Below are 12,152 nucleotides of genomic sequence, written 5' to 3'. Positions count from 1 at the left end.
GGCTGCGGAAAAAAAAGGGCGGGGGTCGGAGACCCCCGCCTAAAAAACGTCGGAACCTTGGTTCCGACGCCCCCTCTAACCGGGAAATTCGGCGAACGGATTTAAGAAAAAACCGTTCAATAACAAGGACTTTTGAATCTTTTTCGGAAGCCGTCAACAAGAGTCTGGTTCATACCGGATGTAGTGATAAGGCCACCCCATCACCCACAACCGGTGGAGAATCTGGAACGAATCGGCACCGAAGTGCCCGCTCATTTCACGATGCCAGCCTAAGCCCCGATCATGGCGCCCCGATGACGGTCGCCGGCAGCCGCCCACCGATGCGGATCGGCTGGATCGAACGGGCCAGGCCCGAACTGTCGTCGCTCTCGATCAGCACGCCGCACAGCGTGCCCTCGCCCTCCGCCGGCGCCAAACGCTCGCCCGGGATCTTGCGGATGAAGCGCTGCACGGCGATCTCCTTCTTCATGCCGATCACCGAGTCGTAGTCGCCGCACATGCCGGCGTCGGTCTGGTAGGCCGTACCGCCAGGCAGAATCCAGGAATCGGCCGTCGGGATATGGCTGTGCGTGCCGATCACCGCCGAGACGCGGCCGTCGAGGAAGTGGCCGATCGACTGCTTCTCGCTGGTCGCCTCGCCATGGACGTCGACCAGGATGAAATCCGCCGTGCCCTTCAGCCGGTGCCTGGCCAGCTCGGCGTCGAGCGCGCGGAAAGGATCGTCGAGTGCGTCCATGAACAGCCGGCACATGACGTTGATCACCAGCACCTTCTGGCGCCGGGCCGCGTCGTAGACGTTGGAACCCCAGCCCGGCGTGCCCGGCGGATAGTTGATCGGCCGCAGCAGGCGCTTGTCCTGCGCGATATGCGCCATGACCTCCTTCTGGTCCCAGGAATGGTTGCCGCCGGTGATCACGTCGACGCCGGCGGCATGCAGATCGGCGCAGATCCTCGCCGTGATGCCGAAGCCGGCGGCCGCGTTCTCGCCGTTGACCACGACGAAGTCGAGGCCGAGCGCCTGGCGCAGCCGCGGCACCTCGCGCAGCACCACGTCGCGCCCGCTGCGCCCGACGATATCGCCGCAGAACAACACCTTCATCACGCCACCTGCCCTTCCGTACCAGCCATATTGCCCCGCCGGGGCGGGCTGCGTCATCATGCGGCCATCAGAGGAGAGTGCCATGGACGTCGCGACCGAACGCCGGCTGGGCGACCAGATCGCCGCTCTGCTCGCGGCCAACACGACGATGATGGCGGACAGCGAGTACCGCCAGCCGGTGGCGCACTACATCGACGCCGGGCACCTGCAGCGCGAGCGCGACCTCCTGTTCCGCCGCCAGCCGCTGATCGTCGCCGCCTCTTCCGAGCTGGCGCGCGCCGGCGATTTCCGCACCGTCGACATCGACGGCGTCTCCGCCCTGATCGTGCGCCAGGCCGATGGAAGCCTGGCCGCCTTCCACAATGTCTGCCGCCACCGCGGCTGCCGCGTCGTCGACGAGGAGGCCGGCCACAAGGCCACGTTCACCTGCAAGTTCCATTCCTGGGTCTACGGCGGCGACGGCAGCCTGCGTCATATCCCGCAGCAGGAAGCCTTCGCCGGCATCGACCGCTCGAGTCGCGCGCTGGTGAGGCTGCCCGTCGCCGAGCGCCATGGCCTGGTGTGGCTCGGCCCGATCGAGGGCGGCGCGGTCGATATCGAGGCCTTTCTCGGGCCGATGAACGCGGTGCTGGCCGAGATGAAGATCGCCGAGGGCGGCGTGTTCCGCTTCGAAAGGTATCCCGAACAGCTCAACTGGAAGCTCGTGGTCGACACCTTCCTCGAGCTCTATCACGTGCCGCACCTGCACAACAAAACCGTAGGCCGTTTCATCGAGGGCCGCGGCGGCATCTACGAGCAGCTCGGCCGGCATGGCCGCTTCATCGCGCCGCGCAAGAGCTACGAGGCGGTACGCCATCTGCCCGCCGATCAGCGTCAGTTCGGCGACCACATCGTCGGCATCCACCGCGTCTTCCCCAACGCCATTGTCGTGTGGCAGCGCGACCACGTCGAGTTCTGGACCGCCGTGCCCGACGGCGCCGATCCCAATCGCTGCGTCGTGCGCACCTGGCTGATCAGCCCCGAGCGCGAGGTGCGCCCGGCCGATCGCGAGAAATGGGAGAAGAACTGGCAGATCCTGCGCGGCACCGTGCAGGTCGAGGACTTCCCGATGGCGCGCACCATCCAGCAGGGCTTCCACAGCGGCGCGCAGGACCACGTGGTCTTCGGCCGCAACGAGCCGGGGCTGCACGACTTCCATGCCTCGCTGGTCAAGGCGATGGCCAACGGCGCGCGCTGATCAGTCGGGCTTCATCGTTTCCAGCGCCCGCCGCAGCGCTGCCTCACGCTGCTGAAACACGCGCGTCACCGCCTTGGCCGAAACGACAACGAAGTATTGCTTCTGTAAGCCTACCCGAGTCAGGAACTCGACCGGCTCACCGGCCGCTTGCGAACTGAATTCGATGGCGTACCACCGGGTGCGCCCGATAGCGACCAGCCCATGGCGACGCACCGTCATCCCGACCCGCAGCGCGACGCCATGCTGCATCATCTGACCGATGGCAGTGAGATCGCTGGCCGAGAGCCCCGGTCGCAGCGCGCGCATCGCCGCGATCATCGTGAGCCCGTCGCTGTCGGCGAAGCCATCGTGCTGCGCGCCGTACAATAGCCATGGGAACGGCGACGCTGCCGTGATCTCCGCCTCGGTCATCCGGCGAAACCCGGGTGGCAGATCGAACGACAACGCGCCGTCAAACAAGCGCGCAGGTTCTGCCGCCGCAGGCATTGCCACGAGCAGCAGCAGGAATAGCAGAACGCGCCTCATGTCGGGACCGATGATCTCTCGAGCCAGAAGCCCGGTCCGGCGTACCAGACGCGCGGGCGACCGCCGGTCGGCGGCTCGCCGCGATGCAGCGCCGTGATCGGTGTCTTGTTGCTCGTCAGCCCGTCGAGCGCGGTCTGCAGCCTGCCCTCGGCCGCCGTGTCGCGGTTGCCGGCGCAGGGATAGATCCCGACGCCACACACCGACGACGCGGCGAACGATGCGCCGCGCCGCTCGACGCGCAGCATGATGCCCCAGCCGTAGCGGCCGGTCAGCGGCATCACCAGCACGCCGCCGTCGGCGAGACGGTCGAGCCACAGCTTCGCGGGATGGGTCGAGCCGGCGCAGACGACGATGCAATCGACATCGAAGCCGGGATCGTGCGTGCAGCCGTCGCCGTGCACCAGTGTGACCTGCGGCCACGGTTCGAGATTGGCGCGCGCAAGTTCGGTGAGGTCGGCCTCGTACTCGACGGCGACGACGCGGCCCGTCGGTCCGACCGTCTCGGCGAGGATGGCGCTGTAGTAGCCGGTGCCTGCCGCGACATGCAGCACGCGCGCGCCCGCCTTCAATCCGAGCCGGTCGAACGCCCGCGCCCACAGGCTGGGCTGCCCGTTGTTGATGCCGCGCGACGCGTCGATGGTGACCAGCACGTCGCGACAAAGATGCGCGGGATCTGCGTCGGGCGAAGTGAAGACCTCGTTGCCGTTCCTGTGCGGCACGATGATTCGCCATGGCCCGGGGCCGAGGAACCGCTCGCGCGGCACCGAGGCGAAGGCCGTCGTCAGCTCGGGCGTGTGGGTGATCGGGCCAAGCCGTGCGAGCTCGTCGGCATAGACGCGGCGGGCAACGGCTGCATCGGCCTCCGTCACGGCGGCAGCTCGTAGCCGACCGCCGATTCGACTTCGATCGTCTTCCTCACCGCCGGCCGCGCCATCATGCGATCGTAGTGCGCGACGAGGTTGGGAAACGCGCCGGGCTCGGGGTTGAGCGAGTTGCGGAAGCGCCAGAACAGGCGGAAGAGATGGATGTCGGCGATCGAGAAGCGATCGCCCAGCGCCCAGCTGCGATCGCCCAGCCGCCTGTCGACGACGGCGTAGACGGTGCGCGCGTGCTCCAGGCCCTGGCGGCGCGCGGGGTGCACGGTCGCGGCGATGAACGACATCCACGACACCGCCTGCGCCTCGGCCTCGAGGTCGTCCTTGGGCAGCAGGTTCGCCTCGGGGAAGCGCCTGGCGAGATAGAACAGGATCGCCGCGACCTCGGTCAGCGGCATTCCGTCGACCAGCAGGGTCGGCACCTTGCCCTCGGGATTGATCGCCAGATACTCCGGCGTGCGGTTGGTCTTCTGGCGCAGCGAGATCACCTGGGTCTCGAACGGCGCGCCGACCTCGTGCAGCGCTATGTGCGGCGCCATCGAACTGGTGCCCGGGCAGAAATAGAGCGTGAGCATGGTTGCTCCTGAAGTCATCCCTGTCATCCCGAGCGTAGCGAGGGATCCAGGGCTGTCATAGATCCCTCGCTACGCTCGGGATGACAGGAGACTGGGTCAGCCCACCGCGATACCGCGACGCATGCCGAGCGCGACGATGCGCTGCAGCAGCACCGGATACGCCATGCCGCCGTGCAGTGCCGCCTCGGCGAATTCCTCGCCGAGCGCGATCTCGGGGTTGGGGTTGGCCTCGATGAAGTACGGCACGCCCTCGGCGCTCAGCCGGAAGTCGATGCGCACGTAGCCGTCGAGCACCAGCACGCGGCAGATGCGCTTGACGATGCGCTGGATGCGCAGCGTCTGCTCGGGCGTCAGGTCCTTGGCCGGTCCCTGCACGATGCCGCGGCGCTGCTGGTACTTGGGATCGAACTTCACCTTGGCGGTGGCGATGTTGATGGCGCCGGCCGGCAGGTCGCCGAACTCCATCTCCCACACCGGCAGCACGTGCAGGCGGCCGGCGCCGCCCAGCACGCCGACATAGAGCTCGCGGCCCTCGATGTACTGCTCGGCGATGGCGTCGGTGCCGATGCGCTCGTGGATGAAGGCGACGCGCTCGGCCAGCTTCTCGTCGCTGTCGACCACCGAGGCCTGGGCGATGCCGACCGAGGCGTCCTCGCTCAGGCTCTTGACGATCAGCGGCAGCTGCAGCCGCTTGGGCCGCTTGACCTTGCGATTGCGCGGGAAGACGGCGAAGGCCGGCACCGGGATGCGATGATAGGTCAGCAGCTTCTTCGACAGGTCCTTGCCGCGCGCGATCATCAGGCCGCGCGGGTTGCAACCGGTATAGGGCACGCGTGCCAGCTCGAGATACGAGGCGACGTTCTGGTCGTAGGCGGTCTCGCCGTGGAACTGCTCCAGCAGGTTGAAGACGACGTGCGGCTTGAACGAGTCGGTGGCCTCGCGGATCGGCCGCAGCTCGTGCTGCACGCCCAGCGCCTGCACATCGTGGCCGGCCGCGCGCAGCGTGCTGACGACATCGTACTCGGTCTTCCACGGCGCCGTTTCCCGGTCGATGCCGTCGAGCTTCTCCGGCGGTACCAGGTCGGGGTGCATCAGAACGATGATGCGCAGGCGTTTCATGATCCGCCCCTACCTTCCCCCGCTCCGCGGGGGAAGGTGTCCGAAGGGCGGATGGGAGTGGCGGTATGGCGGTCAGCCGCATCCGGTGGAGTTGTGGCACCCCGGGGCCGTCCGCGGCCCCTGTCCACCCCCATCCGGCGCTTCGCGCCAACTTCCCCCGCCAGCGGGGGAAGGTATGTCTCGGTCGTCGTCACATCGCGATCCATTCGCGGCGGGAGGGGCTGTAGAGCGAGTGCACGGCACGCGCAGTGAGCAGCACGGTGAAGTCGGTCTTGAGCTGGCGCTTGGAGCCCACCGCGCGCAGCCTGAGCTCGCGGCAGCGATCGATCATGGCGTCGAGCACGGCGTCGAGCGTGAGCTGGTACTCGCCGGTCCATTTGGCGACCAGCTGGCGGATCTCGGCGCGGTGGTGGCGGATGAAGCTCGACGCCGCCTCGGAGCGCGCGTGCCGGGGATCGCTCGAGAAGATGCGCGTGAGGTCGCGGTCGTAGGTCTTGGGCGTGTCGACGACATAGAGCGCCTGCTTGTTGCGGTAGTGCTCCTCCAGCGTGCGCGTGTTGCGGCTCAGCGGCTCGACCTTGAGCCGCTTGGTCAGGATCGGCCGTTCGTCGGCGATCATCGTCATCAGCTCGTCGACGTATTCCAGCTTCCTGAGCGCCGGCCAGTCGGCGTAGCGCCGCCGCCAGTCCGAGCGCGGCCGCAGCCACACCGCGAAGGTCTCGGCGAAATCCTCATCGGGATGGCTCTGCGCGTACCACAGGCGCAGATGCTGGACGTAGTTCTTGCTCGCCGGATTGGGCCGGTAATATTTCGGGTAGCGCGTGGTCGAGGGCCCGAACAGCTCCTGCCAGCGGCGGCGGCGGTTGAGCTGGTAGGCGTGGCGCACGACGTGGCCCGCCTCGTGGCGCAGGATCTTCATGCACTCCGGGATGGTGCCGCCCTCGACGTCGATGATCTTGCGCCGCTCCAGCCGCATCAGACGGGGATGGGCGAGGTAGAACGGGATGGCGATGCCCGGCGTGGTGTCCGGGCTGAACCACTCGTCGGAGATCCAGGCATGCGGCCTGATGCCGATGCCGCGCTGCTCGAGCTCGCCGTGCAGCTCGTTCAGGCAGTACTCCAGCCAGGTGCCTTCGATACGGACCTTGAGGTCCTTGAGGCGGAGCTTCAGCAGCTCATCGTCGGGCAGGCGCGCCCAGGGAAAATGACGACGAGCCACCCCAGCGATCCTACTTCGCCTGCCGTTCCCAGCGCTCGGTCTCCGACATGAAGACGCCGGCGCTGACCGGTGTGAGGTTGTAGTTCACCACCATCGGCGGCGAGCGACTGGCGCAACGCGCTCCGTTGTCCTCGCAGCTGCGGGTGATGTTGAGATGCAGGCCGGCGCCGCTGGCGCTGTAGCTGCCGTGGTGCTGCAGGCCGTTGGTCAGGTTGTGGAAGAAGAATCCGCCGCCCGGTTCGAAGCGCATCATCACCGTCTGGCGCGGTTCCTGCCGCTCCCACTTCCATGAGCCGACGATGAACGCGCCCGGCGAGGCGAAGCTGCCGTCAGGGAAGTTCAGGGCCTGCGCCGCCGCCGGCGCCGGCAGGGCAAGCGGCCACAGCGCCAGCAGGGCGAGAACGACGAAGCGGACGGAGCGCATGGCGATGCTCCTGCGACTCGTCACGGGCCCGGCTGCGCCAGCGTCGGCGCGCTGTCGGCGTTGGTGGTACGGTGCAGGTCGCGCACCTTGGTGGCGTCGTAACGCCGCGCACGATGCATCGTCGCGCGATTGTCCCACATCACCAGGTCGTGCGGCCGCCAGACATGGGTGTAGACGAACTGGCGCTGCGTGGCGTGCTCGGTCAGGTCGCGAATCAGCGCGCGCGCCTCGGGCACCGGCCAGCCCTCGATGCCGCCGATATGCGCCGAGAGATAGAGCGACAGCCGGCCGCTCGACTCGTGACGGCGCACCAGGCGCTGGCGCACCGGCGCCCACTTCACCCGCTCCTCCTCGGTAAAGTCGGTGAAGCCCAGGATGCCGCGCGAGAAGATCTGGCTGTGCACCGTCACCATGTCGCGCACCAGCTCCCTGGTCTCCTGGTCGAGCGCGTCCCACGCCGCGCGCATGTCGGCAAACTCGGTGTCGCCGCCGCTTTCGGGAATCACCCGCGCCGACAGCGCCGAATACTTCGCCGGCGTCGCCTTGAACGAGGAATCGGAGTGCCAGAGCATGTTGCCGAGGCTGAACAGCCGCTTGCGGTCGTCGCGCGCCAAGACGTTGCCGTGCTTGTCGAGGTTGGAGATGTCGTTGACGTCCATGCTCAGCCGGCGATCCTCGGCCCTGGCGATGTCGCCGGTCGCCGTCTCCATCGGCCCGAAATTGCGGCTGAAGGCGAGCTGCTGCTCGTCGTCGATGTCCTGGCCGCGGAACACCAGCACGGCGTAACGGTCCATGCCGGCGGAAACCGCCGCGACCTCTTCGGGCGTCAGCTTCCTGCGCAGGTCGATGCCTCGGACTTCACCGGCGAAGTCCGGGCGGGCGGGGTCGCGGGGAATGATGCTGAGCGTCATATCCCAAGGCTCGCGCGTTCATGGCCCGAAGACAAGCCACTCGCGCCTTGAAATTGCCCGCGCCGCCCCTGATGTTGCGCCGCAACCAACCCCTCGACGGACTCCATGGCCGACCCGCAACACGACCGCCCCCGCCTCGCCATCCTGCCGGCGCTGATCTTCAGCTCGCGCTGGCTGCAGCTGCCGCTCTATCTCGGGCTGATCGTCGCCCAGGGCGTCTACGTGTTCCTGTTCGTCAAGGAACTGTGGCACCTGGTGGCCACGGCAATGACCATCAACGAGCAGCAGATCATGCTGGTCGTGCTGGGCCTGATCGACGTGGTGATGATCTCCAACCTGCTGATCATGGTGATCGTCGGCGGCTATGAGACCTTCGTCTCGCGCCTGCGGCTGCAGGGTCATCCCGACCAGCCGGAATGGCTGAGCCACGTCAACGCCAGCGTGCTGAAGATCAAGCTGGCGATGGCGATCATCGGCATCTCCTCGATCCATCTGCTGCGCACCTTCATCGAGGCCGGCGCCCTGGGCGGGCCCAAGGCGAACTTCACCGAGCAGGCGGTGATGTGGCAGACGCTGATCCACCTCGCCTTCATCGCCTCGGCGATCGGCATCGCCTATGTCGACCGGCTGACCTACACCCCGCCGGCCGCAGGCAAGGTGACGGGGCACTGAGCTGGGCTTCTCCGTCATTCTGAGCGCAGCGAGGAGTCTCCTCGCTATAGGAGATCCCTCGCTTAACTCGGGATGACCCTTCGGGTCACTTCACCGATGAGAAGCTGGTCGGCGCCAGGAACTGGTTGCTGACATTGGCGACGATCGCGCCGTCCTTCTCGGTCTCGGCGCGCTTGGCGAGCCACTCCGGATCGGACGCGAACTTGTTCCACCTGGTTTCTCGGTCCGCCAGCGAATCCCACTCCAGCAGGTAGAAGAGATCCTGGTTGGATTCGCCCACCAGCACTGTCCAGAAGCCGGCCTGCCTGATGCCGTGCTTCTCCCACAGCTTCAGCGTGATGGTGTCGAAGCGCTTCAGCAGCGCCGGCAGGCGGCCGGGCACGCAGCGATAGACGCGCAGCTCGTAGATGCTCATGGCGATGATCCCTCGACCGTTGTTGCGGCGAACGGCGCGCACTTCACCACCACATCCGGCACGACGGAAGCGCTTACTTGAGCGCCACCGCGATCAGGCCGCCCACCGCCCCCAGCGGCTTGGCCTGCTCCTCGCTCAGCCCGTGGCGTTGCTTCAGCATCGCGGGATCGTTGTAGCCGGCCCAGACCGTGCCGGCGGCGTCCTGCCAGACGAGGATCTTGAGCGGCAGGTCGATGGCCAGCGACGGCCTGGCCTGCATCAGGGGCGTGCCGCCCTTGGGATTGCCGAGCACGATCAGCTGCGTCGGCCGCATCTCGAGGCCGGCCTTCTTCGCCTCGCCCGAATGGTCGATGCGCGCGAAGATCGTCAGCCCGCGCGCCTTGGCGGCCGCCTCGATCCTGCTCACCGAGTCGGCGACGCTGTGCTGGCTGGGCACGGCGACGATGCCGTTCTCCGACGCGACCGCCGCCAGCGGCGCGAGCAGCAGCGCGAAAAGCAGAGAGATTCTCGGCATCGTCACCTCCCTCGTCGAGGAGGCGATGCCAGCCCGCCGGCGGCCGCACGATCAACTCAAGCCGGTTCACCATCGCGGCACCGGCCTCGCGACGCTGGCCGTCAGTCGAGACGATAGACGCGGGCGGCGGTGCCGCTGAAAAGCGCCGTCTTCTCGGCCGCCGAGGCGCCCGAAGCGAGGCGCTTGAAGGCGTTCCACAGCACGGCGTAGCCAGTCGATACCTTGTCGACCGGAAAATTGCTCTCGAACATGCAGCGAGCCTCGCCGAATCGATCGATGCAGTATTCGATCCACGGGCTCCAGTCGTCAGCGATGTCGCGCGAGGTCGGCGGCACCGGGCGGTCGTAATGGTCGAGGACGCCGACCTTCATGCCCAGCCCGCCGAGCTTCACGGTGACGTTCTGGCACTTTGCCAGCTCGGCGATGTCCTTGCGCCATTGCGCATAAACCTCTGCGGTCCGCCCGGCGTAGGGCCCGATGCCGAGCGGTCCGCCGCAGTGGTTGAGGATGATCGAGGTATCGGGAAAGGCGCGCGCCAGGTCGGTCACCTCGGACAGTTGCGGATGGTACTGCCAGGCCTCGAACGAGACGCCGAGCGGCGCCAGCTGGGCGAAGCCTTCACGGAAGGCCTTGTCGGCGTAGAGGCCCTTGGGCGGGTTGGTGTGGCTGTTGCGGATCTGCGGGCTTTCGTCCCAGCCGGCGGCGTGGCGGATGCCGCGGAAGCGGCCATTGCCGGCGGTGATCTGCGCCTCCAGCACCGCGCGCGCTCCGGCGCCCAGGGTGAGATCGGCATGGCTGACGATGGCGGCGCAGGCACGGGTGTCGCCGTAGATGCCGCTGGCGCTCATCGCCGCCACGCCGTTGGCGAACTCGGTCTCGCCGACCGGACGCATCTCGCGCGGGCCGTCCTTGCGGTAGTAGGCCATGCAGTCGACGAACACGGTGGCGACGACATTGTGGCCCGAGCCGGTGTCGGCCAGCAGCTCGTCGAGCAGGTAGCGGTGGTTGGCGCGATCCCACAGGTGGTGGTGCGGATCGACGATCGGCAGGTCAGGCTCGAGGATCTCTTCCCTGGCCTGCTTGGACAGCCACTCGTCGAGCGGCGCCACGACGTTGCCCAGCGGCGCGGCGGGTTTGCCTGATGCCATGCGCGTCTCTCCCACGATCCTTCGCGTTGGCAACTTAGAGCGCATCCCGCCTGGACGAAATGACTCTGTCACTCCGAGCACAGCGAGGAATCCAGTGATTGCATCTGGATTCTTCGCTGCGCTCGGAATGACGGGAGCGCTTCAGGCGAAGGCGAGCAGCGCACGCTCCGTCAACAGGAAGTCCAGCCTTGCATCATTGGGACCTGTCGGCACGCGCGCGACGCGCTGGACCTCGAAGGCGACGCCGATCGCCGTGATGGCGCGGCGTGCGCGCAGGTGCGCCAGCGTGCGATCGAAATAGCCGCCGCCATAGCCCAGCCGGAAGCCGGCGGGATCGACGGCCAGCAGCGGCACGATCAGCGCATCGGGCTCGATGACGGGCGCTGCGGCCGGCGGCTGCGAGGTGCCCACCGGTCCGCGTTCCAGCGGATCGCCCGGCCGCCAGGCATGGAAGGTCAGCGGCTCGCCGCGCCGGGGCGTGCGCGGCAGGCTGAGCGCATGGCCATCGTCGTGCAGGGCCTGCAGCAGCGGGCGGATGTCGATCTCCTCGCCCATCGGCCAGAAGGCGGAGATCGCCGGCACCGTGCCGATACCCTCGCGCGCCGGCACCGGCCGCTCGCGCCGCCAGATGCGCACCAGTGCCGCACGCGCCTGCGCGCGCACATCGTCGGCGATCGCCGCTCGCCGGGCGATCATGTCGACACGCAGGTCGCGCTTGAGCTGGAGGAGAGGTTCGTCGGTCATTGCCCGCGACGAGCAAGGGGTGGGGCGGCGCCACGGTGGCCGTGAAGGCCCGGCTTAACCTCTGTGGCCTGCAAACGCAGGTGGGCGCCGTGTGGTCGAGACCAGGGTCAAGACCAGGAACAGCTCCCTAGAGGAGAGCATTGGCCCCAGGGTTCTTGCGGCCCACGCACCGCGCAGCACTCCGCCCCGTTGCCAATGTAGGGACGAAGGCGCGGCGCGACAACGTCTTCCGCGAGCGCCCGCCCTCCCGATCAGGCGGCGGCAACCTTGCGGGCGAGCCCCTCGATGCGCGTCTCGAGGCCGGAGAACAGATCCTCCAGCCGCACCTCCGGCTCGGCCGCGGCGCGCCGGCTCGCCTCGGCGCGCACGCTGGCGAGCTCCTCGCGCAGCACCTGAAGCTCGCCGCGGGCGCGTGCGGCTTCCATCTCGGCCTGCTCGACGCGGCCCGCGACCTCGCGCGCCTTGTCGGCCATCATCAGGGCACCGAGCACCAGCAGCTTGATCTCCGGTGCGCCGGCGATCTGCTTGCGCAGGTCGATCACGCATTCGTCGAGGTCGGCGGCGAGCGCCAGAAGGCGCTCTTCCTCGCCCTCGGCGCAGGCGATCTCGTACTGGCGATTATTGATACGGACGGACACGTGCGGCATGGCCGGCACTCACATTCGTTCTTGGAGG

The 12,152-nt window shown here is 67.8% G+C and carries 15 protein-coding genes and 1 other RNA gene; 2 read left to right on the top strand and 14 right to left on the bottom strand.

Features of this window, described 5'->3' with window-relative positions; translation table 11 throughout:
* Positions 1-280 precede the first annotated feature (280 nt).
* Positions 281-1,099, bottom strand: coding sequence for a YmdB family metallophosphoesterase (locus KF889_21350; GenBank protein MBX3501996.1), 819 nt, complete (start codon positions 1,097-1,099; stop codon positions 281-283).
* A gap of 82 nt (positions 1,100-1,181) precedes the next feature.
* Here KF889_21350 and KF889_21345 point away from each other — a divergent pair, with 82 nt between their 5' ends.
* The gene (locus KF889_21345; GenBank protein ID MBX3501995.1) at positions 1,182-2,336 is read left to right on the top strand and encodes an aromatic ring-hydroxylating dioxygenase subunit alpha; all 1,155 of its coding nucleotides are present in this window, start codon (positions 1,182-1,184) and stop codon (positions 2,334-2,336) included.
* Here the strand turns inward: KF889_21345 and KF889_21340 are convergent, their stop codons facing one another.
* From KF889_21340 to KF889_21310, 7 genes are all read right to left on the bottom strand, one after another.
* A complete protein-coding gene (locus KF889_21340; protein MBX3501994.1) occupies positions 2,337-2,861 on the bottom strand; it encodes a hypothetical protein in 525 nt (174 codons plus the stop codon).
* Complete coding sequence (locus tag KF889_21335; protein ID MBX3501993.1) at positions 2,858-3,730, bottom strand: methyltransferase domain-containing protein; 873 nt, start codon at positions 3,728-3,730, stop codon at positions 2,858-2,860. The genes KF889_21340 and KF889_21335 overlap by 4 nt, the downstream gene beginning before the upstream one ends.
* Positions 3,727-4,311: a glutathione S-transferase family protein gene (locus tag KF889_21330; protein ID MBX3501992.1), complete on the bottom strand. Its 585-nt coding sequence runs from the start codon at positions 4,309-4,311 to the stop codon at positions 3,727-3,729. Before KF889_21330 ends, KF889_21335 begins: the two co-directional genes overlap by 4 nt.
* 96 nt (positions 4,312-4,407) lie before the next feature.
* Positions 4,408-5,430 carry an ATP-grasp domain-containing protein gene (locus tag KF889_21325; GenBank protein ID MBX3501991.1) on the bottom strand — a complete coding sequence of 341 codons (1,023 nt, stop codon included), beginning with the start codon at positions 5,428-5,430 and terminating at the stop codon, positions 4,408-4,410.
* 190 nt (positions 5,431-5,620) lie between these two features.
* Positions 5,621-6,649, bottom strand: coding sequence for a putative zinc-binding metallopeptidase (locus KF889_21320; protein MBX3501990.1), 1,029 nt, complete (start codon positions 6,647-6,649; stop codon positions 5,621-5,623).
* A 10-nt stretch (positions 6,650-6,659) separates the two neighbouring features.
* Entirely contained in the window at positions 6,660-7,073 is a 414-nt protein-coding gene (locus KF889_21315; GenBank protein MBX3501989.1) for a hypothetical protein, read from the bottom strand.
* 20 nt (positions 7,074-7,093) lie between these two features.
* Positions 7,094-7,984: a TauD/TfdA family dioxygenase gene (locus KF889_21310; GenBank protein ID MBX3501988.1), complete on the bottom strand. Its 891-nt coding sequence runs from the start codon at positions 7,982-7,984 to the stop codon at positions 7,094-7,096.
* 105 nt (positions 7,985-8,089) lie between these two features.
* Here KF889_21310 and KF889_21305 point away from each other — a divergent pair, with 105 nt between their 5' ends.
* Positions 8,090-8,656 (top strand): TIGR00645 family protein, encoded by a 567-nt coding sequence (locus KF889_21305; protein ID MBX3501987.1) that lies wholly within the window; start codon positions 8,090-8,092, stop codon positions 8,654-8,656.
* Positions 8,657-8,741: 85 nt separating this feature from the next.
* Here the strand turns inward: KF889_21305 and KF889_21300 are convergent, their stop codons facing one another.
* The 6 genes from KF889_21300 to KF889_21275 form a co-directional block, all read right to left on the bottom strand.
* Positions 8,742-9,071: an NIPSNAP family protein gene (locus tag KF889_21300; protein ID MBX3501986.1), complete on the bottom strand. Its 330-nt coding sequence runs from the start codon at positions 9,069-9,071 to the stop codon at positions 8,742-8,744.
* Positions 9,072-9,144: 73 nt separating this feature from the next.
* Entirely contained in the window at positions 9,145-9,543 is a 399-nt protein-coding gene (locus tag KF889_21295; protein ID MBX3501985.1) for a DUF302 domain-containing protein, read from the bottom strand.
* 143 nt (positions 9,544-9,686) lie between these two features.
* Positions 9,687-10,733: an amidohydrolase family protein gene (locus tag KF889_21290; protein MBX3501984.1), complete on the bottom strand. Its 1,047-nt coding sequence runs from the start codon at positions 10,731-10,733 to the stop codon at positions 9,687-9,689.
* Between the two features lie 141 nt (positions 10,734-10,874).
* On the bottom strand, positions 10,875-11,477 hold the full coding sequence (locus KF889_21285; protein MBX3501983.1) for a 5-formyltetrahydrofolate cyclo-ligase: 603 nt from the start codon (positions 11,475-11,477) through the stop codon (positions 10,875-10,877).
* A 23-nt stretch (positions 11,478-11,500) separates the two neighbouring features.
* Positions 11,501-11,660, bottom strand: a non-coding RNA gene (ssrS, locus tag KF889_21280) — 6S RNA.
* Positions 11,661-11,728: 68 nt separating this feature from the next.
* Positions 11,729-12,124, bottom strand: coding sequence for a cell division protein ZapA (locus KF889_21275; GenBank protein MBX3501982.1), 396 nt, complete (start codon positions 12,122-12,124; stop codon positions 11,729-11,731).
* Positions 12,125-12,152: the final 28 nt, after the last annotated feature.

It is taken from the genome of Alphaproteobacteria bacterium, from assembly GCA_019635875.1.
Classification (GTDB): Bacteria; Pseudomonadota; Alphaproteobacteria; order Reyranellales; family Reyranellaceae; genus JAFAZJ01.
Note: the sequence above shows the minus strand (reverse complement) of the source record. Positions and strands in the feature narration are given on the sequence as shown.

Coding starts and splice junctions, on each gene's coding strand:
- KF889_21350 (MBX3501996.1), bottom strand. CDS start 1,099: ATGAAGGTGTTGTTCTGCGGCGATATCGTCGGGCGCAGCGGGCGCGAC.
- KF889_21330 (MBX3501992.1), bottom strand. CDS start 4,311: ATGCTCACGCTCTATTTCTGCCCGGGCACCAGTTCGATGGCGCCGCAC.
- KF889_21310 (MBX3501988.1), bottom strand. CDS start 7,984: ATGACGCTCAGCATCATTCCCCGCGACCCCGCCCGCCCGGACTTCGCC.
- KF889_21305 (MBX3501987.1), top strand. CDS start 8,090: ATGGCCGACCCGCAACACGACCGCCCCCGCCTCGCCATCCTGCCGGCG.
- KF889_21285 (MBX3501983.1), bottom strand. CDS start 11,477: ATGACCGACGAACCTCTCCTCCAGCTCAAGCGCGACCTGCGTGTCGAC.
- KF889_21300 (MBX3501986.1), bottom strand. CDS start 9,071: ATGAGCATCTACGAGCTGCGCGTCTATCGCTGCGTGCCCGGCCGCCTG.
- KF889_21325 (MBX3501991.1), bottom strand. CDS start 5,430: ATGAAACGCCTGCGCATCATCGTTCTGATGCACCCCGACCTGGTACCG.
- KF889_21340 (MBX3501994.1), bottom strand. CDS start 2,861: ATGAGGCGCGTTCTGCTATTCCTGCTGCTGCTCGTGGCAATGCCTGCG.
- KF889_21275 (MBX3501982.1), bottom strand. CDS start 12,124: ATGCCGCACGTGTCCGTCCGTATCAATAATCGCCAGTACGAGATCGCC.
- KF889_21345 (MBX3501995.1), top strand. CDS start 1,182: ATGGACGTCGCGACCGAACGCCGGCTGGGCGACCAGATCGCCGCTCTG.
- KF889_21290 (MBX3501984.1), bottom strand. CDS start 10,733: ATGGCATCAGGCAAACCCGCCGCGCCGCTGGGCAACGTCGTGGCGCCG.
- KF889_21315 (MBX3501989.1), bottom strand. CDS start 7,073: ATGCGCTCCGTCCGCTTCGTCGTTCTCGCCCTGCTGGCGCTGTGGCCG.